Source organism: Pseudomonas sp. R5(2019) (assembly GCF_009905435.1).
Lineage (GTDB): Bacteria > Pseudomonadota > Gammaproteobacteria > Pseudomonadales > Pseudomonadaceae > Aquipseudomonas.
This window is the reverse complement of sequence record NZ_JAAAMT010000066.1, coordinates 1-25902: the sequence shown is the minus strand read 5'-3', so window position 1 is coordinate 25902 and position 25902 is coordinate 1. Positions and strand designations below refer to the sequence as shown.

Annotated in this window: 21 protein-coding genes and 1 pseudogene; 12 read left to right on the top strand and 10 right to left on the bottom strand. The window is 62.0% G+C overall.

Annotation, left to right across the window (positions count from 1 at the left end):
- Positions 1–275 precede the first annotated feature (275 nt).
- From GUY40_RS26010 to GUY40_RS25985, 6 genes are read left to right on the top strand one after another with little or no spacing between them, the layout of a single operon-like run.
- Positions 276–3194: a monovalent cation/H+ antiporter subunit A gene (locus GUY40_RS26010; protein ID WP_166571775.1), complete on the top strand. Its 2919-nt coding sequence runs from the start codon at positions 276–278 to the stop codon at positions 3192–3194.
- Positions 3194–3538, top strand: coding sequence for a Na+/H+ antiporter subunit C (locus tag GUY40_RS26005; RefSeq protein ID WP_073844383.1), 345 nt, complete (start codon positions 3194–3196; stop codon positions 3536–3538). The genes GUY40_RS26010 and GUY40_RS26005 overlap by 1 nt, the downstream gene beginning before the upstream one ends.
- Positions 3535–5220, top strand: a complete 1686-nt coding sequence (locus GUY40_RS26000) for a monovalent cation/H+ antiporter subunit D (RefSeq protein WP_166571774.1) — start codon at positions 3535–3537, stop codon at positions 5218–5220. The genes GUY40_RS26005 and GUY40_RS26000 overlap by 4 nt, the downstream gene beginning before the upstream one ends.
- Positions 5217–5705, top strand: a complete 489-nt coding sequence (locus GUY40_RS25995; protein ID WP_166571773.1) for a Na+/H+ antiporter subunit E — start codon at positions 5217–5219, stop codon at positions 5703–5705. Before GUY40_RS26000 ends, GUY40_RS25995 begins: the two co-directional genes overlap by 4 nt.
- Entirely contained in the window at positions 5702–5980 is a 279-nt protein-coding gene (locus GUY40_RS25990; protein WP_166571772.1) for a K+/H+ antiporter subunit F, read from the top strand. Before GUY40_RS25995 ends, GUY40_RS25990 begins: the two co-directional genes overlap by 4 nt.
- Positions 5977–6345: a Na+/H+ antiporter subunit G gene (locus tag GUY40_RS25985; protein ID WP_166571771.1), complete on the top strand. Its 369-nt coding sequence runs from the start codon at positions 5977–5979 to the stop codon at positions 6343–6345. Before GUY40_RS25990 ends, GUY40_RS25985 begins: the two co-directional genes overlap by 4 nt.
- A gap of 230 nt (positions 6346–6575) precedes the next feature.
- Here GUY40_RS25985 and GUY40_RS25980 read toward each other — a convergent pair whose 3' ends face one another.
- Both GUY40_RS25980 and GUY40_RS25975 read right to left on the bottom strand, forming a co-directional pair.
- Complete coding sequence (locus GUY40_RS25980; RefSeq protein ID WP_166571770.1) at positions 6576–7589, bottom strand: ABC transporter substrate-binding protein; 1014 nt, start codon at positions 7587–7589, stop codon at positions 6576–6578.
- Positions 7590–7687: 98 nt separating this feature from the next.
- Positions 7688–8155 (bottom strand): hypothetical protein, encoded by a 468-nt coding sequence (locus GUY40_RS25975; protein WP_166571769.1) that lies wholly within the window; start codon positions 8153–8155, stop codon positions 7688–7690.
- A 327-nt stretch (positions 8156–8482) separates the two neighbouring features.
- Between GUY40_RS25975 and GUY40_RS25970 the strand changes: the two genes are divergently transcribed.
- Both GUY40_RS25970 and GUY40_RS25965 read left to right on the top strand, forming a co-directional pair.
- Positions 8483–8731, top strand: coding sequence for a hypothetical protein (locus tag GUY40_RS25970; RefSeq protein WP_166571756.1), 249 nt, complete (start codon positions 8483–8485; stop codon positions 8729–8731).
- Positions 8732–8834: 103 nt separating this feature from the next.
- Positions 8835–9068 carry a DUF2789 domain-containing protein gene (locus tag GUY40_RS25965; RefSeq protein WP_166571768.1) on the top strand — a complete coding sequence of 78 codons (234 nt, stop codon included), beginning with the start codon at positions 8835–8837 and terminating at the stop codon, positions 9066–9068.
- 246 nt (positions 9069–9314) lie between these two features.
- Here GUY40_RS25965 and GUY40_RS25960 read toward each other — a convergent pair whose 3' ends face one another.
- The gene (locus GUY40_RS25960) at positions 9315–9719 is read right to left on the bottom strand and encodes a TraR/DksA C4-type zinc finger protein (RefSeq protein WP_166571767.1); all 405 of its coding nucleotides are present in this window, start codon (positions 9717–9719) and stop codon (positions 9315–9317) included.
- A gap of 284 nt (positions 9720–10003) precedes the next feature.
- Positions 10004–10348, bottom strand: a pseudogene (locus tag GUY40_RS25955) (MgtC/SapB family protein); the annotation flags it as partial.
- 151 nt (positions 10349–10499) lie between these two features.
- On the opposite strand from GUY40_RS25955, the gene GUY40_RS25950 reads away from it, so the two are divergent.
- The 3 genes from GUY40_RS25950 (at position 10500) to mapR (ending at position 13692) form a co-directional block, all read left to right on the top strand.
- A complete protein-coding gene (locus tag GUY40_RS25950; RefSeq protein ID WP_166571765.1) occupies positions 10500–10739 on the top strand; it encodes a DUF3203 family protein in 240 nt (79 codons plus the stop codon).
- A gap of 91 nt (positions 10740–10830) precedes the next feature.
- A complete protein-coding gene (gene ccoG / locus GUY40_RS25945) occupies positions 10831–12243 on the top strand; it encodes a cytochrome c oxidase accessory protein CcoG (protein ID WP_166571764.1) in 1413 nt (470 codons plus the stop codon).
- A 39-nt stretch (positions 12244–12282) separates the two neighbouring features.
- Positions 12283–13692 (top strand): GntR family transcriptional regulator MpaR, encoded by a 1410-nt coding sequence (mapR, locus tag GUY40_RS25940; protein WP_166571776.1) that lies wholly within the window; start codon positions 12283–12285, stop codon positions 13690–13692.
- Positions 13693–13840: 148 nt separating this feature from the next.
- On the opposite strand, the gene pgm is transcribed toward mapR, so the two are convergent.
- The 6 genes from pgm to GUY40_RS25910 form a co-directional block, all read right to left on the bottom strand.
- Complete coding sequence (gene pgm, locus GUY40_RS25935; RefSeq protein ID WP_166571763.1) at positions 13841–15481, bottom strand: phosphoglucomutase (alpha-D-glucose-1,6-bisphosphate-dependent); 1641 nt, start codon at positions 15479–15481, stop codon at positions 13841–13843.
- Positions 15482–15581: 100 nt separating this feature from the next.
- Entirely contained in the window at positions 15582–17834 is a 2253-nt protein-coding gene (locus GUY40_RS25930; protein ID WP_166571762.1) for an ATP-dependent DNA helicase, read from the bottom strand.
- Positions 17831–19483 carry a VRR-NUC domain-containing protein gene (locus tag GUY40_RS25925; protein WP_166571761.1) on the bottom strand — a complete coding sequence of 551 codons (1653 nt, stop codon included), beginning with the start codon at positions 19481–19483 and terminating at the stop codon, positions 17831–17833. Before GUY40_RS25925 ends, GUY40_RS25930 begins: the two co-directional genes overlap by 4 nt.
- 242 nt (positions 19484–19725) lie before the next feature.
- On the bottom strand, positions 19726–21123 hold the full coding sequence (locus GUY40_RS25920) for a PLP-dependent aminotransferase family protein (RefSeq protein ID WP_166571760.1): 1398 nt from the start codon (positions 21121–21123) through the stop codon (positions 19726–19728).
- A 2-nt stretch (positions 21124–21125) separates the two neighbouring features.
- Positions 21126–22595 (bottom strand): hypothetical protein, encoded by a 1470-nt coding sequence (locus GUY40_RS25915; RefSeq protein ID WP_371924968.1) that lies wholly within the window; start codon positions 22593–22595, stop codon positions 21126–21128.
- 619 nt (positions 22596–23214) lie between these two features.
- Positions 23215–24237 (bottom strand): zinc-dependent alcohol dehydrogenase family protein, encoded by a 1023-nt coding sequence (locus GUY40_RS25910; RefSeq protein WP_166571758.1) that lies wholly within the window; start codon positions 24235–24237, stop codon positions 23215–23217.
- Between the two features lie 210 nt (positions 24238–24447).
- Here GUY40_RS25910 and GUY40_RS25905 point away from each other — a divergent pair, with 210 nt between their 5' ends.
- Positions 24448–25362, top strand: a complete 915-nt coding sequence (locus GUY40_RS25905; protein ID WP_166571757.1) for a LysR family transcriptional regulator — start codon at positions 24448–24450, stop codon at positions 25360–25362.
- The last annotated feature ends 540 nt before the right edge of the window (positions 25363–25902 follow it).

The following is a 25902-nucleotide window of genomic DNA, read 5'->3' as shown; positions in this document are numbered from 1 at the left end:
GATCGTCGGGCATCGATTCTCATCGGGGCGCGGGGGTGACAACCCCCACTCAGACGCCGGATAGATGAAAGCAAGCCAACCACGCATCAACACCAGTATTGCAGAAAAGGGGGTAACCATAGATGTAAGAGCGGCGGGTCGGAACGCCGGACCGCCGCTCTTACAAAAAGCAGGTCTATTCTGATGGGTTTGTAGGATTCTGCCACAGCTTCAAGGTTGGTGTTCAACGCACCAGCCCGTATGATCTCCTCAAAATTCCCGCAGAATAGAAACCTATGTCTTTGATAGTTCTACTGCTTCTGCCTTTCATCGGCAGTTGTCTGGCTGCTGTTCTGCCGCACAACGCACGTAACAGTGAATCCCTGCTGGCCGGCCTGGTTGCCTTGATCGGGGCCGTCCAGGTGGCGATGTTCTACCCGCAGATCGTTCATGGCGGGGTCATACGCGAAGAAATCTTCTGGCTGCCCAGTCTTGGCCTGAACCTGGTCCTGCGCATGGATGGTTTTGCCTGGCTGTTTTCCATGCTAGTGCTGGGCATCGGGACGCTGGTGTCGCTGTACGCCCGTTATTACATGTCGCCCCAGGACCCGGTGCCACGCTTTTTTGCGTTTTTCCTGGCGTTCATGGGCGCGATGCTTGGCCTGGTGATGTCCGGCAACCTGATCCAGATCGTATTTTTCTGGGAGCTGACCAGTCTCTTTTCGTTCCTGCTGATCGGTTATTGGCACCACCGCGCCGATGCCCGGCGCGGCGCTTACATGGCCTTGATGGTGACCGGGGCCGGCGGCTTGTGCCTGCTGGCCGGCGTGCTGCTGCTCGGCCATGTGGTCGGCAGCTACGACCTGGACAAGGTCCTGGCGGCCGGCGAACTGATTCGTAACCATGCCCTGTACCCTTACCTGCTCCCCTTGATCCTGATCGGCGCCTTGAGCAAAAGCGCGCAATTTCCCTTCCACTTCTGGCTGCCCCACGCCATGGCCGCGCCCACGCCGGTGTCGGCGTACCTGCATTCGGCAACCATGGTCAAGGCCGGGGTGTTCTTGTTGGCGCGGCTCTGGCCGGTGCTGTCGGGCAGCGAAGAATGGTTCTGGATCGTCGGTGGCGCCGGCGCCTGTACGCTGTTGCTCGGTGCCTGCACGGCGATGTACCAGTCGGACCTCAAGGGCCTGCTGGCCTATTCGACCATCAGCCACCTGGGCCTGATCACCCTGCTGCTGGGCCTGAACAGCCCGCTGGCAGCGGTGGCGGCGGTGTTTCATATCCTCAACCACGCCACCTTCAAGGCCTCGTTGTTCATGGCCGCCGGCATCATCGACCACGAAAGCGGCACCCGCGACATCCGCCGTCTGAGCGGATTGATCCGGCTGATCCCCTACACCGCGACCCTGGCCATGGTCGCCAGCGCCTCGATGGCCGGCGTGCCGTTGCTCAACGGCTTCCTGTCCAAGGAAATGTTCTTCGCCGAAACCGTCTTTATCAGTTCCACCGCCTGGGTCGAAGCCTCGCTGCCGGTGATCGCCACTCTCGCCGGGACCTTCAGCGTCGCCTATTCGCTGCGGTTCACCGTGGATGTGTTCTTCGGCCCCAGCGCCACCGACCTGCCGCACACCCCGCACGAGCCGCCACGCTGGATGCGCGCACCGGTCGAGCTGCTGGTGCTGACATGCCTGCTGGTGGGGATCTTCCCGGCCCAGATCGTCGGCCCGATCCTGGCGGCCGCTGCCCTGCCGGTGGTCGGCGGCAGCCTGCCAGAGTACAGCCTGGCCATCTGGCACGGCTGGAACGCACCGATGATCATGAGCCTGATCGCCATGTCCGGCGGCATCCTCCTCTACCTGCTGCTGCGCAACCCGCTCAAGCAAAGCCGCGTACCGCACCCGCCGCTGATTTGGCGGCTCAGTGGCAAGCGCCTGTTCGAGACCGGGCACATTCTGCTGATGCGCCTGGCCCGTCGCGTCGAGCGCCGCCTGACCACCCGCCGCCTGCAAGTGCAGCTGTTCATGCTGGTGCTGGTGGCCTTCCTGGCCGGCCTGCTGCCGATAATCGACAAAGGTTTGAGCTGGGGTGACCGGCCAAAGATTCCGGGCTCCGGGGTTTTCGTCATCCTCTGGCTGATCGCCATTGCCTGTGCCCTCGGCGCCGCCTGGCAAGCCAAGTACCACCGGCTGGCGGCGTTGACCATGGTCAGCGTCTGCGGGCTGATGACGTGCATCACTTTCGTCTGGTTCTCCGCGCCCGACCTGGCCTTGACCCAGCTGGTGGTGGAAGTCGTCACGACCGTGCTGATCCTGCTCGGGCTGCGCTGGTTGCCACGCCGGATCGAAGACGTTTCGCCGCGGCCCGGCAGCGAGCATCGCGCGCGCGCCCGGCGCCTGCGCGACCTGGTGCTGGCGGTGCTGGTCGGCGGTGGCATGGCGCTGCTCTCGTACGCCATGTTGACCCGGCCAACGCCCAACGATATCTCCACGTTCTATCTCAGCCGGGCATTGCCCGAAGGCGGCGGCAGCAACGTGGTCAACGTGATGCTGGTGGACTTCCGCGGCTTTGACACACTCGGTGAAATTACCGTGCTGGTGGCCGTGGCACTGGCAGTGTTCGCCCTGCTGCGACGCTTCCGCCCACCCAAGGAAAGCATCCAGCTGCCGGCACAACAGCGCCTGCTGGCACCGGACGTGGTGACCGACCTGATCAACCCGCGCAGCGCCAGCGACACCGCGCTGGGCTTCATGATGGTGCCGGCGGCGCTGGTGCGGCTGCTGCTGCCCGTGGCGCTGGTGGTCTCGATGTACCTGTTCATGCGCGGGCACAACCAGCCAGGCGGCGGATTTGTCGCCGGGCTGGTGATGTCGGTGGCATTCATCCTTCAGTACATGGTCGCCGGCACCCAGTGGGTCGAGGCGCAGATGAGCCTGCGGCCGCTGCGCTGGATGGGCACCGGGTTGCTCTGCGCGACCCTGACGGGGATGGGCGCGCTGTTCTTCGGCTACCCGTTCCTGACCACCCACACCGCCCACCTGCACTTGCCGGTGCTGGGCGATTTCCATGTGGCCAGCGCTCTGTTCTTTGATGTCGGAGTGTTTACCGTGGTGGTCGGTTCGACCCTGCTGATCCTCACCGCGCTGGCTCACCAGTCGGTGCGCAGCCATCGCCCGGGCACGTTGCCGAAAACCGTCGCAGCCAAGGGAGCCGCCTGATGGAAGAAGTCATCGCAATCGCCATTGGCGTCCTCAGCGCCTCCGGGGTGTGGCTGATCCTGCGGCCACGGACCTTCCAGGTGGTCATGGGCCTGTGCCTGCTGTCCTATGGGGTGAACCTGTTTATCTTCAGCATGGGCAGCCTGTTTATCGGCAAGGAGCCGATCATCAAGGACGGTGTGCCGCAAGACCTGCTGAACTACACCGACCCCCTGCCCCAGGCTCTGGTGTTGACGGCCATCGTCATCAGCTTCGCCATGACCGCGCTGTTTCTGGTGGTCCTGCTGGCCTCGCGCGGGCTGACCGGCACTGACCACGTTGACGGCCGGGAGCCCAAGGAATGAGCTGGATGCCCCACCTGATCGTCGCCCCCGTTCTGTTGCCGCTGCTGACGGCCTCGCTGTTGCTGCTGCTCGGCGAGCGCCACCGGCCGATGAAAGCCCGGATCAACCTGCTTTCCAGCTTGATCGGCCTGGGCATTTCCATCGCCTTGCTGGTGTGGGTCAATGCCCAGGGCCAGGCCAGCTCCATCGGCGTTTACCTGCCCGGCAACTGGCCGGCGCCGTTTGGCATCGTGCTGGTGGCCGACCGGCTGTCAGCGCTGATGCTGGTGCTGACCGGCATCGTCGGCGTCTGCGCCCTGTTGTTTGCCATGGCCCGCTGGGACCGGGCCGGTGCCAGTTTCCATGCGCTGTTTCAGATCCAGTTGATGGGCCTGTACGGCGCTTTCCTGACCGCCGACCTGTTCAACCTCTTCGTGTTTTTCGAGGTACTGCTGGCCGCGTCCTATGGCTTGATGCTGCACGGTTCCGGGCGTGCGCGGGTGACGACGGGCCTGCATTACATCGCCATCAACCTGTTGGCCTCGTCACTGTTCCTGATCGGTGCCGCCATGATCTATGGCGTCACCGGCACACTGAACATGGCCGACCTGGCGCTGAAAATCCCGCTGGTGCCGCAAGCCGATCGTGGCTTGCTGCACGCCGGCGCCGCCATCCTCGCCACCGCGTTCCTGGCCAAGGCCGGCATGTGGCCGCTGAACTTCTGGCTGGTGCCGGCCTACTCCTCGGCCAGCGCTCCGGTGGCGGCGATGTTCGCGATCATGACCAAGGTGGGTATCTACACCTTGTTGCGCCTGTGGACCCTGCTGTTCTCCGGGCAAGCCGGGGCCTCGGCGTATTTTGGCGGCGAATGGCTGGTGTACGGGGGGCTAGCGACCATCGTTTGCGCCGCCATCCCGATGCTCGCCGCACAACGCCTGGAGCGCATGGCCAGCCTGTGCATCCTGGTCTCGGCCGGCATCCTGCTGGCGGCGATCGGTTTTGGCCAGGTTGCGCTGATCGGCGGCGCGCTGTTCTACATGGTGAGCTCGACCCTGGCGCTCAGCATGCTGTTTCTGCTGGCGGAACTGATCGAGCGCTCGCGCTCGGCCAACGAGATCCCGCTGGACGACGACGGCGAGCAACTGCCCTCGCCGCTGGAATCGCTGCACCCACCCAAGGGCATCAATCTGGACGATGAGCAAAAAGCGCTGGTCGGCCAAGTCATCCCCTGGACCATGGCGTTTCTGGGCTTGAGCTTTATCGCCTGCGTGCTGCTGATCGTCGGCATGCCGCCGTTCTCGGGCTTTATCGGCAAGCTGGCGTTGATTGGCGCCCTGTTGAACCCGGCCGGGCTGGGCATTGCCTCCGCGATTGAACTGCCGCTGACCGGCTGGCTGTTGATTGCGCTGTTGATTCTCTCAGGCCTCGCGTCGCTGATTGCGCTGGTTCGGGTTGGCATCTCCCGCTTCTGGACGCCTCAGGAGCGGCCTTCGCCGTTGCTGCGGCGCTATGAATGCGTGCCGATCGCGGTCCTGCTCGGCCTCTGCATCCTGCTGACCGTGCGCGCCGAAACCCTGCTGCGCTACACCCAGGATACCGCCGCAAGCCTGGCCGACCCGCAGTTTTATGTCATGTCGGTCCTCGGCACCCGACCGGTGCCGGGCCCCGCTGCCTTGGCCAACGATGCGCAGGTGCAGCCATGAAACGCCTGTTTCCGGCCCCCTTGCTGTCGCTGGCCCTGTGGGGGCTGTGGTTGCTGCTAAACCTGTCACTGAGCGTTGGCAACCTGTTACTCGGTGCCCTGCTGGCCTTTTTCGCACCGATCCTGATGGCGCCGCTGCGGCCAAAAGCCGTGCGCCTGCGCCACCCGGGCAAGATCGTCAAGCTGGTGTTGCGGGTGGGGATTGATGTGGTGATCTCCAACCTGCAGGTCACACGGCTGGTGTGGCTGGCCGGCAAGCGGCCACCGCGCTCGACGTTCGTCAAGATCCCGCTGGATCTGCGCGACGCCCACGGCCTGGCGGCGCTGTCGATGATCACCACGGTGGTGCCGGGCACGGTCTGGTCGGAGCTGGCGCTGGACCGCAGCATTTTGCTGCTGCACGTCTTCGACCTGGACGATGAGCCGGCGTTTATCGAGCACTTCAAGACCACCTACGAGCGCCCCCTGATGGAGATCTTCGAATGAGCGGCCTGCTGTCAAACGCCATCCTGCTCAGCCTGTTCATCTTCGCCGTGGCCATGCTGCTGACGTTGATCAGGCTGTTCAAGGGCCCTTCGGCCCAGGACCGGGTTCTGGCGCTGGATTATCTGTACATCCTGGCGATGCTGATCATGCTGGTGCTGGGTATTCGCTACGCCAGTGACACCTACTTCGAAGGCGCCTTGCTGATCGCCCTGTTCGGCTTTGTCGGCTCCTTTGCCCTGGCCAAATTCCTCCTGCGCGGCGAGGTGATCGAATGAACGAACTCAATGACCTGCCACTCTGGGCGGAGTTGGCCACGGCGGCGCTGGTGCTGCTGGCGAGTCTGTTTGCCCTCACCGGCGCCGTGGGCCTGTTGCGCATGAAGGATTATTTCCAGCGCATGCACCCGCCAGCGCTGGCCTCGACCCTGGGCGCCTGGTGCGTGGCCCTGGCCTCGATCCTGTATTTTTCCGCCCTCAAGCATTCCCCGGTGCTGCACGCCTGGCTGATCCCGATCCTGCTGGCGATCACCGTGCCCGTCACCACACTCTTGCTGGCACGCGCCGCCCTGTTTCGCAAGCGCATGGCTGGCGACGATGTGCCGGCTGAGGTCAGTAGCCGCTCCAGCGACAGCCCGCACTAGGCCCCAATGCCAGCCAGTCAAGGCATAGACTCTGTGGGAGCGGATTTATCCGCGAATACAGGCGCCGCGGTATATCAGCGCCACGGCGGTGAAACTATTCGCGGATAAATCCGCTCCCACAGAGGGTATGCCTCAGTAATGGGAATTGCTGTTGAGCATAGAATCTCCCACAAAGGCATTACTCAGGAATGGGATTGCCCTTTACCATTGAATCTCCCACAGCTCAGCGCCTACAGGCTGGCGCTGACCTTCTGCGCCACCTCGGCCGGTACCCAGCCCTGCCATAGCTGCGGGTTGGCCTTCAAGAACGCTTCAGCCGCCTGGCGGGGTGGCTGGTGATGTTCACTCATGTGCGCCAGCGCCTTGTTCAGCGGATCAATCGGCAATTCGACCTTGGCAAAGAAGCTCACCAGCTGCGGGTACTGCTGCGTAAACGGCTTCGACACGCCGATCGACAGCTTCGACGGCAGCGAGCGTGTGGGTTTGGGATTTGGGTTGCTGGCATCGGTCAGGGTTGACCAGGCTTGGGCATCGAAAGGCGGCTCCTGCAGTTGAACCAGTTTGAAACGCCCCAGCAGTGGCGTCGGCGACCAGTAGTAGAACAGCACCGGTTTGCCGCGCTGGATCGAAGAGCTGATCTCGGCGTCGAGCGCCGCCCCCGAGCCGCTGCGAAAATTCACGTAACTGTCGCTCAATCCATAGGCCTTGAGCTTCTGCGCATTGACGATCTCTGAGGTCCAGCCAATCGGGCTGTTGAGAAAGCGGCCCTTGCCGGGCGCTTCCGGGTCCTTGAACACCCCTTTGTATTGAGCCAGGTCCCAAACGCTGCGCAGGTTCGGCGCCAGCGGCTTGATCCCCCGGGCCGGGTCGCCCTTGATCACGTATTCCGGTACCCACCAGCCCTCCGTCGCGCCTTTGACGGTATCGCCCAGGGCAACCACCTTGCCCTCTGCTTCGGCCTTGACCCACACAGGGCTGCGTCCGGCCCATTCTTCGGCGATCACCTGGATATCATTTTTCGCCAGCGCGGTTTCCAGGGTGATGGTGGTGCCGGGCAAGGTGTCGGTGGGCAGGTCATAGCCCTTTTCGACGATCACCCGCAGGGTTTCAGTGATGAAACTGCCGCTTTCCCAGTTCAGGTCGGCAAAGTGTATGGGCGCTGTCGCCGCCTGGCTCGAGAGGCTGATCAGGGCCAGGCCGAAACTGCTCAGGGCACTGGCCAACAGAACGCGAAGTCGGGACATGGGGGCCACCTCGGATGGCATCGGCTTTCAGTTGAGTCAACTGACTGTAGCCGAGGTTTCCCTCGATCCCCACTGCATCCACTACGCAAGCATCGCAGTTACTCGCTGGCCTTGAAGGTCAGTTCGCCCTTGCGCCATTTGGCCGCCTTGGCAGTGGCGGCTTTCAAGGTCTTGGTCAGGCCTTCGGTGAACTGCGCATTGGCGGCGAACACCATGACCACGGTATGCCCCTCCTTGAACACGATACCCTGCCCTTCAGGCACGCTGACAAAGGCGTAATCGCCCAGTCCGTAGACGGTCAGCTTGATGTCGCGCAACTTGATTTCGAACTTGCCGCCTTCGCGGCTGGGCAATACCGCGGCACTGAAATGATCGCCGACTTTCAATTTCAGGCCCGGCTTGTCATCGACCACCAGGGCGGTTTCGGTATCGATCTCGACGATGCGAATACCTTCAACACTTTGTTCCGTGACGTATACAAAGCGTGATTGAAACTGTTTGACCAACTTTGCCCTAAGATCGCCCAACACGAACAGGGCATGCATATCAAGATTACTGACTGCCAATGAGAATTCCTCAACACGATTGAAAGCCCGCGCATATCAACGGGCTGCATGAAAACGACACATTTCGAGGGTAGTAAGGTAAATACGCAAAGTCGCTACACGCAGGCGTCAGGGCTTGAAGGAAAACGCGATTTTCCGGGCCGGCCGACGGGAGCAGCAGACATTGAGCAGAAATCCTTACACAGAAAAGCTATTTCCTACATCAGATCGCTGAAAAAAATGCGATAGCTGATCAGGTGTTTCCGGGGCCACCGGACAGTCACAGCACCGTCATGCACGGATGCAGGGCGCTTACATTGAGACACACAACATCGCTAAGGGACGAATATGCACGAAAACACTGAAAGCCGTCGAGAGGCCAACACCGTTGCCGAACATTTTCACGACTGCCGGGACGGCGCATTCTACCGGGTATCGGCCCCCTGCGGCCAGAACGGCTTCCCGCGCTATCGGGTGATTGCCGCCGGTGTCGGCTTCTTTCATATTACCGAGCACGCCACCGGCCATGTGCGCGGCTTCAGGCGTCGACATGACGAAGCCTGTGCCCTGGCGCGCAACCTGGAGGCGGCGCTCTGAAGCATGAAGGCGCAAACGGCGGCGAACTCTCGCGCCGGTTGCGCCTCAAATACTGTAGGAATCCTTACGTTCGTTGGCAGCCAGCGCTGCCTGGGAGTTTGATATGGACCTGCAACACCTCACCCTGGCCACCTTGTTCGACCAGCTTGGCCTGGATTCGGATCCTGCCAGCATCGATGCCTTTATTGAGAGCCACCCTTTGCCCAAGGGCATAAAGCTGTCGGACGCCGAGTTCTGGTCGACACAGCAGGCCAAGCTTCTCAAGGACAAGTTGATGGAGGATGACGACTGGGCCCCGGTGGTGGACGACCTGAACGAGCGGCTGCACCCCCGCTGATTCAACCCGCCTGGCGTGCGCTCTTCCAGTCACCACCATTCAATCGCGCCGCCCAGGCGCTGCGACATACTTCCGCTCATGAATCGGCACCGATCTGCAGTTCCCCCCGTCTGCTCAACCTGTGCCAGGCCGCTGTCCAGTAGGCCACCATCCATGGTCCGTTGGTTGTAGAGGGCAAGCCGCGCGCGTGAAGCCGCAACGCAAAGGCCCCGGGGCGATGAACCCCGGGGCCTTTGGCGACACGTATCAGGCCTGGCGCTGATGCTTGTCGATCTGCTCGTGGCGCTCCTGCGCCTCGATGCAATATTTGGTGGTGGGGCTGATCAGCAGACGCTTGAGGCCAATCGGCTCGCCGCTGTCATCGCACCAGCCGAAAGAGTCTTCACGAATACGGTCCAGGGCTTGTTCCAGTTGCGGCAACAGGCGCTGGTCGCGGTCGATCACATTGACCAACCAGTGGCGCTCTTCTTCGACCGAGGCGGCGTCGGCAGGATCGGCAGGCGTGTCCAGGCTTTCGATGGCTACACGACTTTGCTCGATGCGATCCTGGGTTTCTTTCTTCACGTCATTCAGCAGATTGGTGAAGAACGCCAGTTGCTCTGCATTCATGTAGTCATCAGCCGGCATCGCCAGCAACTTTTCCTTTGTCATTGATTTCTCTATAAAAAATACGTGCATTAAGGCGAATCGGGTGCACCGGGCGAGCAGGTCGTCAGGCGCGGAATTCTTCAAGCACCGTGCGGCACTCAATTTACAGGGGGCGGCAGTCTAAGGCCGACTTCGGCGCCCGGCAACCGAAAAGACAGCGAATTTGCCAGCCAAATTCCCTTCATACCGCTAAATAACGAAATAGCAGGGAAAACCGGGTGCTTTTATAGCAAAAAACCAGGGTGCAACGGGGTATTGGGTGGACCAACGGTTAATCCCGCGCTGCGTCAGCGCGGATGTTCCGGTTCATCCGGTTCATCCTTATCCTCAAACCGGTTCACCACCCACGGCATCACGCCCAGAATAATAAGCGCAAACAGCGTGCTTAATAGTGCTGTCGCCTCGCGGCCCATCCCGGCACAGACACCAATGGCCGCCGTCATCCACAACCCGGCAGAGGTGGTCAGGCCCTTTACATGGCTGGAAGACTTCCCATCGCCCTTGAGAATGGTCCCGGCCCCCAGAAAGCCGATCCCGGCCACAACGCCCTGCACCACCCGGCTCAAGGCGGCCTCATCAGCCCCGGCCGTCTGCGGCACCAGCACAAATAATGCAGCGCCCATGGCCACCAGGCGTCCATAGGCGCGCTCCCAAGGGGTTGTACAATGGACAACAGCCGTTTGCACGAGTGCGTCGGCGACCGCTGATCGACCCATGCAGAAACCTGCCTCGCCCTGCGGTCACAACTACAGGACACCTACTGGAATCACCGAGGACGCCAGCATGACCATCCATATCGACGAATCCAACGGACGCTGCACCCTGATCTCCAACGACTTCACCGTCCAGGGTGACGCCACCGCCGTCACCGTCTATACCGACGAGGACTTGCGCATGTCCGTGGCCGAATTGAACGGCCAGCGGGTTCCGATCACCGAGCATGAGGCCGATGCGCTGACCGTGGCCGGGGCCGTGGACGGTCGCAAGCATCTGAAGGCCAGCGCGCCCGGCTCGATCATCTGATCCGGTTTTTATCGCCATACCTGAGTCTGTTATGCAAACAGATGGGGCGCCATAGTGCTCACGCCTGATCGAGGCTGATGAGCGACGAACCATGAGCGAACGCATCCCCGTCCAGATCGTTGAGCGAGCCGAGCTTTCTTCTGTCCAGAGAATAGCCGCCAGCAGCGATCGCCAGATCCACACCCGCAGTTTCAAAGGTTTTTTCCGCAACCTGCGCCTGAGCGGCGCAGGCGTGTTGCTCGTGCTGTTTTTCGGCACGGTCTGGCTCAACTGGGGCGGCCACCAGGCCGTGCTTTGGGACCTGTCGGAAAGTAAATTCCATATTTTTGGCGCAACCTTCTGGCCGCAAGACTTCATCCTGCTGTCGGCCCTGCTGATCATCTGCGCCTTCGGCCTGTTCGCCATCACGGTGTTCGCCGGCCGTGTCTGGTGCGGCTACACCTGCCCGCAAAGCGTCTGGACCTGGGTGTTCATGTGGTGTGAAAAAGTCGCCGAAGGCGAGCGCAATCAGCGGATCAAGCTGGCTGCCGCGCCCTGGAGCCTGAACAAGCTGCTGCGCCGGTCGGTCAAACACACCTTGTGGCTCGCCATCAGCGTATTGACCGCACTGACATTTGTCGGCTACTTCACGCCGATCCGCCCCTTGGCCCATGAGCTGCTTACCTTGCAACTGGGTGGCGTCAGTCTGTTCTGGATCCTGTTTTTTACCGCCACCACCTATATCAATGCCGGCTGGCTGCGCGAAGCGGTGTGCATGCACATGTGCCCCTACGCGCGTTTTCAGAGTGTTATGTTCGACCAGGACACCCTCACCATCGCCTACGACCCGCGCCGGGGCGAGGCGCGTGGCCCGCGCAAACGCGATGTGGTTCCAGCCAGCCAGGGCCTGGGCGATTGCATTGATTGCCAGGTGTGCGTGCAGGTCTGCCCCACCGGCATTGATATCCGCGACGGCCTGCAGATGGAATGCATCGGCTGCGCCGCCTGCATCGACGCTTGCGACTCGATCATGGACAAGATGGGCTACCCGACCGGCCTGATCGGCTACAAATCCGAGCGAACCTTACAGGGCGGTGTGACCCATCTGCTGCGCCCGCGCCTGATCGGTTACAGCGCGGTGTTGATCCTGATGATTGGCGCTCTGGTGGTGGCCTTGCAGCAGCGCCCGATGGTGTCGGTGGATGTCAGCAAGGACCGTGGCCTGTTCCGGGAAAACAGCCAGGGCCAGATCGAGAACATCTACAGCCTGAAAGTGATCAACAAGACCCAGCAACGCCAGCGGTACCAGATTGCCCTGGTGGACGCCGACGGCTTTGTCCTGCACGGCAAACACCAGGTTGAACTGGCCGCGGGTGAGATCATCGACCTGCCAGTCTCGGTGGCCATGCTCGCGGAGCGGCCGGAACACGGCTCCCAGGCGATTCGTTTCGAAGTGTTCGACACCGACGAGCCGCAGGTACGCAGCACAGCGGTGAGCCGCTTTGTCGCGCCATTGAACCGCTGATCCCTTACACTGCCCCGCACACCTGCACGCCGAGCCATGATGAAACGCTACGAGAAATTCGCCGACGACATCGCCGAACTGATCCGCACCGGAGTGCTGGGCCCAGGTGCGCGCGTGCCTTCGGTGCGCTATGCCAGCCAGACCCACGGGGTCAGCCCTTCCACGGTGTTTCAGGCCTATTACCTGCTGGAGCGCCGCGGGCTGATTCGCGCCCGGCCGCGCTCGGGCTATTTCGTCAACGCCAACCCGGCATTGCCGTTCAGCGACCCGCAGTTTGAAGAGTCGCCCAATGAATCCACGGCAGTGGATGTGAGCGAACTGGTGTTCTCCATCCTCGACTCGATCAAAGACCCGGCCACGGTCCCCTTCGGCTCGGCCTTCCCCAGCCCTGCCCTGTTTCCGCTGCAACGGCTGGCGCGTTCGCTGGCCAGCGCCAGCCGCGACATGGATCCGCGCATGGTGGTCACCGACCTGTCGCCAGGCAGCCCTCAGCTGCGCCGGCAAATCGCCCTGCGCTACATGGTCGGCGGGTTAATGCTGCCGATCGAAGAACTGCTGATCACCAACGGCGCGCTGGAAGCCCTGAACCTGTGCCTGCAGGCCGTCACCGAACCAGGCGATCTGGTCGCCATCGAGGCCCCGGCCTTTTATGCCTGCCTGCAAGTGCTGGAGCGCTTGAAGCTCAAGGCCGTGGAAATCCCGGTGCACCCGCGCGAAGGCATGGACCTTGAGGCGCTGGCCCAGACCCTGGCCCGCCACCCGATCAAGGCCTGCTGGTGCATGACCAACTTCCAGAACCCGATTGGCGCCAGCATGCCCGAGGACAAGAAACGCCAACTGGTCGAGTTGCTGCGCCAGCATCAGGTGCCGCTGATCGAAGACGATGTGTACGCCGAGCTCTATTACGCGCCCCAGGCGCCGAAACCGGCCAAGGCCTTTGATACCGAAGGGTGGGTGATGCACTGCGGCTCGTTCGCCAAGAGCCTGGCGCCCGGTTACCGGATCGGTTGGGTAGCTGCGGGGCGCTTTGCGCAGAAAATCGAGCGGCTAAAGCTGATGACCTCACTGTGCGCCTCGATGCCGGCCCAGGCGGCGATTGCCGACTACTTGCAGCACGGCGGCTACGACCGCCACCTGCGCCGCCTGCGCTACGCGCTGGAAGAGCAGCAAAATGCGATGCTCGCCGCCATCGGCCGCTACTTTCCGGCCCAGACACGGGTCAGCAAGCCTGCCGGGGGGTATTTTCTGTGGCTGGAGCTGCCTGAATCCATTGATTCGCTGAAATTGTTCCAGATGGCGCTGGCGCAAGGCATCAGCATCGCACCGGGGCCGATCTTTTCGCCCACGCGCAGGTTCCAGAACTGCATCCGCCTGAACTATGGCAGCCCGTGGACAGAGGAATCGGAGAAGGCGATGGAGACGTTGGGGCGGATTGTTCGATCTTTCTGAACCCCCACCGCGAGCGGTGGGGGCTGCTGGTTGACTGCATTTTTTTGATGTAGGAGCCGAGCTTGTCGGGGCGCCGAACCGTCGCGATGCAGGCAACGCGACGGTTTGGCGCCCCGACAAGCTCGGCTCCTACAGCCTGAGGCGACAGTCAGGCAATCGCCGCATCCACCAGCACCTGAGCCTCTGCCACCAGACGCTGCAGGTGTGCATCATCGACAAAGCTTTCGGCGTAGATCTTGTAGATGTCTTCGGTACCCGACGGACGTGCCGCGAACCAGCCATTAGCGGTCATAACCTTCAGGCCGCCGATGGCCTGGCCGTTGCCCGGTGCGTGGCTGAGGATCTGCTCGATCGGCTCGCCCGCCAGTTCCGTGGACTTGACCTGCTCCGGCGACAGCTTGCTCAGCAGCGCTTTTTGCTGCGGGTTGGCCTTGGCCTCGACGCGAGTAGCGAACGGCTCGCCCAGCTCGGCCGTCAGCGCCTGATAACGCTGGTTCGGATCCTGGCCGGTACGAGCCGTCATTTCTGCCGCCAGCAGCGAGGGGATCAAGCCGTCCTTGTCGGTGCTCCAGACGCTGCCGTCGATCCGCAGGAACGATGCACCGGCGCTTTCCTCGCCACCAAAGCCGAGGGAGCCGTCAAACAGCCCGTCGGCAAAGAATTTGAAGCCCACCGGCACTTCGTGCAGGCGACGGCCCAGGCGCGCGGTGACGCGGTCGATCAGGCCGCTGCTGACCACGGTCTTGCCGACCGCAGCATCCGCGCGCCACTGGGAGCGGTTGCTGAACAGGTAATCGATGGCCACGGCCAGGTAGTTGTTCGGCGCCAGCAGGCCGCCGCTAGGGGTCACGATGCCGTGGCGGTCGTGGTCCGGGTCACAGGCGAAGGCCACGTCGAAACGGTCTTTCAAGCCGATCAGGCCTTGCATGGCGTACGGCGAGGACGGGTCCATGCGGATCTGGCCGTCCCAGTCCACGCACATGAAGCGAAAGGTCGGGTCGACCTCGGTGTTGACCACTTCCAGGTTCAGTTTGTAGTGCTCGGCGATCGCCGACCAGTAACGCACACCGGCGCCGCCCAGCGGGTCTACGCCAAGACGCAGGTCGCCAGTGCGGATGGCGTCCATGTCGATGACCTTGCGCAGGTCAGCCACGTAGGTGTTCAGGTAGTCGTGACGGTGCGTGGTGGACGCCTTCAGGGCCTGCTCGTAAGGCATGCGTTTGACGCCCTTGAGGCCGTCGGCCAGCAGCTCGTTGGCGCGGGCTTCGATCCACTTGGTGACGTCGCTGTCGGCCGGGCCGCCGTTGGGTGGGTTGTACTTGAAGCCACCGCTTTGCGGCGGGTTGTGCGACGGGGTGATGACGATACCGTCCGCCAGGCCCTGGGTGCGACCACGGTTGTAGCAGAGGATGGCGTGGGAGATCGCAGGCGTTGGGGTGTACTCGTCGTTTTCGGCGATCATCACCTCGACGCCGTTGGCGGCCAGCACTTCCAGTGCGCTGGCGCCAGCCGGGGTCGACAAGGCGTGGGTGTCGATTCCGACGAACAGCGGGCCGTTGATGCCCTTGGCCTCGCGGTACTGACAGATCGCCTGGCTGATGGCCAGGACGTGAGGCTCGTTGAAACTCAGGTCGAACGCGACGCCGCGGTGGCCAGAGGTGCCAAAGGCAACCCGCTGGGTAGCGATCGCGGCATCCGGGCGACCGGTGTAGTACGCGGTCAGCAGCCGTGGGATATCGACCAGCGTCGATGCTGGAGCAGGTTTGCCCGCCAAAGGACTGAGCTTCATGCATTACCTCAAAGAAATGGGCGAAAGGCGCAGTTTACTGGGACTTCGAGCAATAGGCGAAGCCTTCGTTCCGGGCAAAGCTTAAAAATCGGGCAGGCGCCTAGATCCGCCACCAGCTCGGAAACAGCTGCTGCACCTGTGGCTCGCTGAAGCGGTCATCGATCAGCATCACCATACCCCGGTCGCCCTGGCCACGGATCACCCTCCCGGCCGCCTGCACCACCTTTTGCACACCGGGGTACAGGTAGGTGTAGTCATAACCATTGCCAAACCGCTTGCCCATGCGCTGTTTGAGCTGTTCGTTGACCGGGTTGAGCTGAGGCAGGCCCAGGGTCGCGATAAAGGCCCCGATCAGCCGCGAACCCGGCAGGTCGACCCCTTCGCCGAAGGCCCCGCCCAATACGGCAAAGCCAACGCCGCGGCCGTCCGGCGTAAAGCGCGCCAGAAACGCGCGGCGCTCGGCTTCATCCATCTGTCGCGACTGCTGCCATTGCCGGATACCACCATGGCGTTCACCCAGCAACGAGGCAACTTGTTGCAGGTAATCGAAGCTGCTGAAGAACGCCAGGTAGTTGCCCGGCTGCCGGGCAAATTGTTCAGCGATCAACTCAACGATGGGGCTCAGGGACGCCTGCCGGTGCTGATAGCGGGTTGAGACCTCGCGGATAATGCGCACCTGCAATTGATCGGCATGAAAAGGCGACTGCACATCGATCCACGCGGTGGTGGCCGGCAGCCCCAACAGGTCGCTGTAGTAATGGCGGGGGCTGAGGGTGGCGGAGAACAGCGTCACGCTGCGCGCTGCGGTCAGCCGCGGCGCGAGCAACGGCGCCGGGACCGCATTGCGCAGGTTGAGGGTCGATTGAGCGCGCTTGCTGCCCGCCTCGCGCTTGGCGATATCAAAGACAAAACCCTCGTCGAACAGCTCCGCCACGCGGCCGAACTGCAAGGCCTTGAAGTAGAAGTCGAGCAACTGGCTGTCGAGGGTCAGCGGGCGTTGGTTCAGCTCTTCGCCAATGGCTGCAATGCAACGCCCCAGCACCTGAATGAAGCGCTCGGGCAGCGCCGCATAGGCCTGATACGGCGCGAGCTGCTCCTTGTACAGCGCGTTCCATTCGCGATTGAGGCGCTGCAAGGGGCTTTTCAGGCTGGCTGGAGGGGCCTTGCGCAGCGCCTGCAGGCTGCGCTGGTCGAGGCTGGCGCTGTACATCTGGCGCGCCCGTTCGACCAGGTTATGCGCCTCGTCCACCAGAACGCTGACCCGCCACTGGTTGAGCTGGGCCAAGGCAAACAGCAAGGCACTCTGGTCGAAGTAGTAGTTGTAGTCGGCGATAACCACATCGGCCCAACGCGCCAGTTCCTGGCTCAAATAGTAAGGGCAGACCTGATGCGCCAGGGCAATCTGGCGCAGGGTCGGCTGGTCCAGCACCGCCACCTGTACCGCCTCGGCCCGGGCGGCGGGCAAACGGTCGTAAAAGCCTTTGGCCAGGGGGCAGGATTCGCCATGGCAGGCTTTGTCCGGGTGCTCGCAGGCCTTGTCCCGGGCAACCAGTTCGAGAGTACGCAGCGCCAGCGTGGGATCGCCCCCAAGCATCTGCCGCACGGCGTCCAGCGCCAGCGCACGGCCCGGGGTTTTGGCGGTGAGGAAAAACACCTTGTCCAGTTGCTGGCCCACCATGCCCTTGAGCACCGGAAACAGCGTCGCCAGGGTTTTACCGATGCCGGTGGTGGCCTGGGCCAGCAGGCAGCGCCCGGTGCTCAGGGCCTTGTAGACGGTTTCGGCCAGTTCGCGCTGGCCACTGCGAAAACGCTCGTAGGGGAAATTCAGCGCCTGCAGGCCTGCGTTACGGGCGGCGGCGCGCTGCAACTCTTGCTCGGCCCAGTGCAGGAACTGCTCGCAGTGGCTGTTGAACCAGGCTTGCAGTTCACGGGCACTGCAGGTGCGCTCGAACAGGGTTTCGCGGTCGCTGTCCACGTCCAGGTAGACCAGCGCCAGGTTCACCTGCTCAAGGCCCAGTTCCTGGCAAAGCAGCCAGCCATAGACCTGAACCTGGGCCCAGTGCAGTTGCCGATGGTTGTCCGGCTGGGCATCCAGGTCGCCCCGGTAGGTCTTGATTTCTTCCAGCCGATTGCGCTGCGGGTCATAGCCATCGGCCCGACCGCGCACCTGTAACTGCCGGTAAACGCCGCTGAGCGGCACTTCGCTGCGGTAACCGGGGGCGCGCCGGGCCGTGACGCGCTGGTGGCCGGCGATACCCTCCTGGGCCGTGGGTGACGGGGTAAAGCGCAGGTCCAGGTCACCGACCTTGGCGGTGAACTCACACAGGGCGCGGACCGCCACGGTGTAGCTCATGCGCCTTGCTCCGCCCATTGCACGTAACAGACGGCCACCGGCATCTGGTGCCGGGCACAAAACGCCAGCCAACGCAGTTGGTTGTCTTGCAGGCGATCACCGGGGCCTTTGACTTCGATCATTCGGTAGCGCTTTTCTTCGGGCCAAAACTGGATCAGATCAGGCATGCCGGCGCGGTTGGCCTGGATGTCTTCGAGCAGGCGCTCGAACCAGTGCTTCAAGTGCTCGGCCGGCAGGCATTCGAGAGCTTGTTCAAGCACGGTTTCATCCAGCACGCCCCAGTACACGAAAGGCGACTGCAGACCGTATTTGCTCTCATAGTGCTGACGGATGGTGGCCTTGTAGCGCTCATCGTCCAGCTGCGCCAGGCACTTTGCAAACAGCTCGGCCCGACGCTCGCGGAACTCGCCATGCAGCAGGTCAGCCGGTCCGCTCTGGAACGGGTGAAAAAACGCCCCCGGCACCGGGGCGAAAATCGCCGGCCAGCAGAGCAACCCGAACAGGGAATTGATCAGGGTATTCTCGACGTAATGAACCGGTGCCTGATCTTCGCTCAGGTACTGCCGAACCTTGTGTTCGACGCTTTCCAGCGCGCCGTCGTGGGGCAGTTGCAGGTCCAGCCGCTGCACCTGCGGCGCGCGCGCGGCCGCAACGGCCGGCAACCCTAGCTTGCGCCGCAGGCGCGGGACGATGCGCAGCAGCTGCTGGGTTTCAGCCGCATTGCGCGGCGCCAACTGGGCTTGTTCAGCCAGCGCCAGCGCCTGGGCAAACCGTTCACAGCGCTCCAGCACGCGAATCTGCCGCACCCGTGCTTCGGCGTGGATGCACTCGGTGTACAGCGCCAATGCCAATGACCACTCGGCCAGCCGCTCACAGTGCTGGCCCAGGCGAAACTGCAAGCGTGCCCGACGCCCTTCCAGCCAAGGGTTATCCACTTGCCTGGCGGGCAGCGTCGCCAGGAGCTCGCCCACGGGTACACCCGCCTCAAATGCCCGTTGACAGGCATAGAGCTGCTCGTAGGTATCAATATCGGCACGGCTGCGCAACGCCCGAGAGTCAGCGCTGAAGTCGACGCTTTCATAGCGCAGTAAACCCAGGTCGGCGAGCACGAACTCAGACCAGTCCTGACGGAAATTGCCAAAAAACAGCAGCCGCAGTCGATCGCAGAGTTCGCGGATCGGCAGGCTGTAGACCTGGTCATCGACCTGCGGACACCACTGTTCGAACGGCATGCATTCAGTGAACACCGCCAGCAGCGCCTCGACGCATTCGGCCTTGCTCAGGCGCGGATTGGGAATATGGGGCTTGAAGCATTCGACCAACTCGGCCTTGAGCAACACCTCGCAGAGCTGGCTGATATCGAGCGGCGCCTGCCGGTCAACCCAGCCCTTGGCCAACAGCGGCAACACCGCCTCGCGGGTCGCGCCGATTTCCTCGTAGCGCAGTTTGCTGGCCCTATACAGGGGGCCCTTGCGCATGACCATCCGCACCAGCAACGCCCGGGATGATTTGTCGGTTTGGCTGAAGCCTCCAATAAAGCCGCGCTCCTGAATGCTGAGAACATCGGCATACCGCTGGCCCAGCCAATCGAGCACGCGCTGGAAATTGTTCAGGTAGTAGAACGGGTCTTCTAGAGGATCTGTGATCACGGTGTGCGGGTAATGAGGTCTGCCGGATACTGGTTATACATACAGACAAGGACTAATGGCAACTACCGTCTGGCATGTTGCCCGACGACACAAACCCTGTGGGAGCGGATTTATCCGCGAATGAAGGCGCCGCGCAACGCCTGAAAAACCGCGGTGTCTGAATTCGCGGATAAATCCGCTCCCACATTAGGTTTTCGGCGCTCCATTCCTTGACTGACCAGCATTGGGGCAATGCCCGGCTCCTACAGCCGCGCCTGACGCAATGCCTCGGCCAGGCTTTTTAGTGCAGCTTGAACATCCTGCCGGTCATCAAGCGGAAAGCCCAGCCGCAAGCACTGTTGGTGCCACCCCTGCAGGCTGAATATCTCACCCGGCGCTACCACAATCTTGTGCTGCAACAATCGCTCGAATAACCGGCGCGGGTCGGTCGGATGGGTCAGTTGTGCCCACAAGGTCGATCCGCCCTGGGGTGGGCTGATGGTTAGATAGTCCCCTGCCTGCTCCCGCAATTGCTGCCCAAACCCGTGCAGGCGTGTCTGCAACAATCGGCGCAACTGGTGTAGATGCGGGTCCACCAGGCCCTTGCGAAACAGCCGGGCAATCGCCCGTTGGCGGATCGGCGGAAGGCGAAACGAGCGCTGTAGAAAATGCCGTTGCAACTGCGAGCGAAAGTGCCGGGACAACAGAAAGCCATAAGGCGCCTCGGCACCGATGATTTTCTCCAACGAAGAAAATACCAGCAGCCGCTGTGGATCAACCAGCTCGCGCAAGCGCTCCCCAGGGTGCTCGGCAAAACAGAATTCGCCATCAAGGTCATTCTCCAGCAGCCAGACCCCGTGCAGCGCCAGCAATTCGGCAATGGCCCGCCGATCCGCCTCGGGCATCAGGCTGCCATGGGGGGAGCTGACCCGCGAACACAGCAGCACCAATGCCACCGGTTCTTCGCTCAAGAGCTGGCCAAAGACTTGCAGGTCCAGCGTGCCAGCGGCACAGAGCGGCAGCTCGATCACCCGCAACCCGGCCGCTTGCAAGGTTTGCAGCACCAGCCACGAGCAAGGCGACGCCACCAGCACCGCGCTCCCGGCCAGCTCCATTGCGGCACACAGAGTCTCCAGCACCGCCCGCACATCCGCACCGATGTAAACGTCATCGGCGCACCAGTGGCGCTCTGCCGAACAGGTGTAACGCGCCGCCAACGCCGTGCGCAGCTCCAGCTCACCACAGGGTTGCCGACTCCTGCCCGGCTTGCTGGGGTATTGGCGCATCAGTTCACGCTCTACCGTCAGTAGCGGGCCTTCCAGGGAAATCAGCGAAGACGGTTCACCACGGCTCAACACCAGCATGTCCGGGCGATTGGCCTGCAGGTGCATACGGTGCAGCAGGTCGTGTTCGCGCTCGCTGGCTTCGGTCTCGGGCAACTCACTGGCGAAATAGCCGGATTTGGGCACCGAATACACCCGCCCTTCATTTTCAAGTAATGAATAGGCGGTCTGAATGGTGGAAATGGACACACCCAAGCGCTGCGCGAGGTGGCGCAAGGACGGCAATTTTTGCGGGGTACCGTCCGGGGGCTGGCCGATCAGCGTCGTCAGATACTGATAGACCGCCTGGTAGGCGAAGCCGGATTTATCGTTACTCATCGTCAGCGACCACGGACACGTTCGCGGCGCACGATGCCCGTCTGCGGATCACACACCCGGATAAAGGCCCGGTCTGGATCGGCATCGCGCGCCCGGGCAATCAGCGCCGTGCTGTTGTTCAGCTCGGCCCGGCCCATGGCATACAAGCGCTTGAGGTGCGGCATCGACAAGCCGCTGGTCTTGACCAGCCATTGCGCCACCGGCTCCGGCGCGTGGCTGCCCTGCAAGGCTCGGTGCATGTAGGGCATGGCCACCAGCATGCCGCGGTGGAACTGACGCAGCCAGTGCTCAAGCCCTGCCCCCCGGCGGGTAAACGGCGAAAACAGCAGGCACACCAGTTGTGCTTCACCCAGGCCATAGGCGCTCTGGGCAAACTGCGAGGCCGCCAGGCGCCGCTGTTCAAGGCGCTCATCACCCTCGTAGGTCGCCAACACCGCCTCGATCAAGACGGCCGGCATCTGTTTGCGCTGCATCATCGCGGTCGCCAATTGCAGGTATTGCTCGACGCCTTCGCGGTAGCTGCGCCCTTGCACATGCTGCGAATGCAGGCCGCGCAAATGGGCCATGAGCAAGGGGTTGGCACAGTCGGATTCGCTGAAGCCGAACGACAGATCGTCGTAACGAAAGCCCAGAAACTCCAGCAGCAGTCGACTCTGACCCTGCTCGGGGATTTCCATCAGGTCCTGCAGGCTCAAGCACTCAGGCGTTTGAACATGAATCGGCAAATCCAGCGGCGGCCCGGCATGCTCGGCACCGTGCAACTGGCGGTAATAGCGATCGCCGACCATTTCCAGGGCATCGAGCAATGAACGCCCGAGCACGCCCATCCGCCCGCCGACCAGCCGCCGGCCCCAGGCCAGGTAGCGCTGGCGCTCATCCAGCGGATCGAAATCGGCCAGCAGGTTCACCTCGCCGTCCAGCGCCAGCGCCCGCCGAACCGCGCGCGTCCGAGACAGGTAACAGCTGTTGCAGAACATCGCGCGCGAATCACCTGCCGTCAGGTGGCCGGTCATCAGCACATCCGTGCGCTGCCACTGCTGAGCCTCTGCGCAGGGCGCCGCCAGGGGCTCGAAGGGCTGAAGCTGGTGATTATCGAGCACCAGCAGCTCAACACGCGGGTCGTCGTACAGAAACAGCGCCGAGTAACTTCGGTGAATGTTATGCATGACCGCAGGTGTCATCCCCGCGTGGCGACTGGTGACCACCCGCAGGCGAAAGGTATCGGGCGCGCGCTGGGCGATGCTCAGCTGCGCAGCGCGCAGCAACGCCAGTGCCAGGGAACTGTCCTTGCCGCCGCCATGGCTGTGCAGAATCCGCAACTCGCCAATGCGGCTGTCCTCCCCGCTCATGACCAGCAAGCGATGGATCAACAACTGCAAGGCGGCACGCTGTGTTCGGGATAAATACTCAAGCAAGCGCCGCAATACCTGTTGAAAGACAGAACTCATGGCCTGGTCGTGGAGGACGCTCATAACATTTACCTGAAATTCGATGGCAGCCGGACAGGTGTGCGTACACTCCTGCGGCCACCCAATAAAAACATCACAAGACATCGTATCAACGCCGAGAACAATTCCATTCGTCACGTTATTGATTACGTGGTCTTAAGAAACTTCCAACAAGTTCCTACAACTTCTCACAAGAAGTGGAACCACCATCCAACAATCCCGCCACCGATTGCGCCAACGCCTGCGCTCCACGCGGGCCGCCGCACAAGCGGCCAGCAGACTGGACGCACCGCACATCCAAAGGGTGAAACATACACATAACGCGTTGATACCCGAGCATTCGCCGTTCCTTGAGCAAACCAATTGCGGGCTATTATCGGCAGTTGCGAACTGATTAAAAGATGCAGAATTCCGCGAAAAATCAGTGCAGTACGCTCAACAACAGAACAAAGTTGAACAAATCAACGGCTGAAACTTTCATTCGCACAGTGTAATGCGAGACCCAGGTTTATATTTATGTATTTTCAATCGGAAACTTCCCAAAGCCACTAGGTAAGTTTCTGTAGGACGTAAAGTGGGGGAGTTTAAACGTCGACAATCACGCGGGGGCACTTGAAGGCACAAGCGCCCGGAGGGAAGCCCACTACTGGGCGTTGATCTGCAGGGCAACCCGGCCGCCGCACGGGCATTCATCCATGTAGCGATGGGCTTCGACAAAGTCTTCGAATGGGAACACCTTCGTGATCTGTGGCACCAATACCCGATCAGCAGTCATCTGGTTGATGTCGCGCAGCGCCTTCTGCAAGGCCACCTGGTCCTGGGTGATGCCCAGTTCCGGCTTGCCGGTGAAGTTACCCAGGCAATGCACGAAGAACTGAATGTTCTTCTGAAAGGCGGCGCAGGCCGGGAACGGCGTCTGGTTGCCGCCCTGCAAACCGTAGAGCACCAGGCTGCCGCGTGGCGCCAGCACGTCGCCCAGCAGTGACATTTGCGGGCCGCCCAAGCCATCAAGGACCATGTCGACGCCGCGGCTATTGGTGTACTTGTTGACCTGCATGAGCAAATCCTGCTCTTCGGTCACGATCACCTTTTCAGCGCCCAACGACAGCAGATACTCGCGTTCGTCGGCCGTTTTGGTGGCCGCGATGACCTTCAGCCCCAGCGCCTTGCCCAGCTGGACAAAGGCAGGGCCGGCGCAATGGCTGGCATCGGTAATCAGGGCGAACTGCCCGGGCTTTGCGCGCGCCAGCTCGACATAGGCAAAGTACGCCATCAGCAGCGGCGTGTAATGCACGCTGGCTTCGACCGGGGTGAGGATGCCGGGGTAGCGGGTCACGGCGTCACGCGGCAGCACCACCACTTCGCCATAGGTCGGGTGTTCATTGGGGTTGGCGGCTGGGAAGCTGGCCACCTTGTCACCCACGGCCAGATCATCGACACCCTCGCCCACCGCCAGCACCACGCCCGCCATTTCATGCCCAAGGCCGGCCGGCAAGCGCGCCTGAGAGGGCGCCAGGTTCTGGCGCCAGAGCACGTCGTACCAACTGATGCCGATCGCTTCCACACGCACCTGCACTTCACCCGGTGCAGGCAACGCGGACACAAGCTCTTCGCACTTGAGCACCTCGGCCGGACCAAACTTGTGAAAACGGATCGAGCGGGACATCGCGAACCTCGTCTATTGAACCTCTATGCCCTGAACTCTATCCGGGCTTTCTCGGTTAGGCCATCAGCGGCTATTAATAGTCACCATGCTTGCCATTGATTCCGCGTGATTGCGATCAATCCGGCAAAACACCATTTATGCGGTGCAGCCTACCAGCCTTTGCCCTTAAGATTCACGCCGAGCCTTCTTTTGACCCTATGAAGCGAACCGATGAACCGTAATGACCTGCGTCGTGTAGACCTGAACCTGCTGATCGTGTTCGAAACACTGATGCATGAGCGCAGTGTGACACGGGCCGCAGAGAAACTGTTCCTCGGCCAGCCAGCCATCAGCGCCGCGCTGTCGCGCCTGCGCGGCCTGTTTGACGACCCGCTGTTCGTGCGCACCGGTCGCAGCATGGAGCCTTCGGCGCGGGCGGTAGAAATCTTCGCCCTGCTCTCCCCGGCGCTGGATTCGATCTCGACCGCCGTCAGCCGCGCCGCCGAATTCGACCCGGCCACCAGCAACGCGGTGTTCCGCCTGGGCCTCTCCGACGACGCCGAATTCGCCCTGTTGCCCCTGCTGCTTAAGCGCGTGCGCGCTGAGGCGCCGGGAGTGGTGCTGGTGGTGCGGCGGGTCAACTATATCCTGATGCCGGCGCTGCTGGCCTCCGGTGAAATCTCCGTCGGCGTCAGCTACACCAGCGACCTGCCTGCCAATGCCAAGCGCAAGGTGCTGCGCCGCAGCCAGCCCAGGCTGCTGCGCGCCGACAGCATGCCCGGCCCCATGAGCCTGGACGACTTCTGCGCCCGCCCGCACGCGCTGGTATCGTTCGCCGGCGATCTCAGCGGCTTTATCGATTCAGAGCTTGAGAAACTCGGCCGCAAGCGCCACGTGGTGCTGGCCGTGCCGCAGTTCAATGGCTTGAGCACTTTGCTCAGCGGCACCGACATCATTGCTACCGTGCCGGACTACACCGCGGACGCCCTCACTGCCGCCGGTGGGGTAAGGGCTGAAGACTTGCCGATTGATACCCAGTCGTTTGAGCTGCATATGGCCTGGCGTGGCTCGCAGGATAATGACCCGGGGGAACGGTGGCTGCGGTCGAGGATTCAGATGTTTTTCGGCGACCCTGAGAGTCTTTAGACGTCGTCTGGCAGGCTGTTCGGCTGATCATTTCTGCCTTTCCACAAACCATGGAGTTCCATTCACTTCCGGTGGATTGCTACATTGGGGGCACATCTGAGGGCATGCTTTGGATGGTTTGAAAAGGATGCCCCCAGCCTAAGGTCCAACAGTCTCCTTCATCGAAAATTCACCCGTTGTTGTTCCCACACACCGCGGGGTGAAGGTAGGCCGATGAGATGCTCTCCTCTGCCCAAGCGCGTGAGCAACCGAGTGATACCTCCTGTGCAATTAATATTTCAAGTGCAGGTCGCCAAGCTGAATTCAGACCTCACTCCGACGCTTTTCAAAACGCTGCCAAAAAGTCGGCTGCTCACTCCTAGGATGCAGCAGGCTTGACCAGACCTCTAGCTGGAGAAAGGCTGCTAACGGTACAGAGTGTGTAAAAACGCCTCCGTGAACCCTTGCTATGATTTCTGAGGATTTCATCGCAAGGATCGCCCATGAAGCGCTTTATTCAAGGTGAACATCGAGGTCAAAGCACCCTGCTTCCCGAGAGCC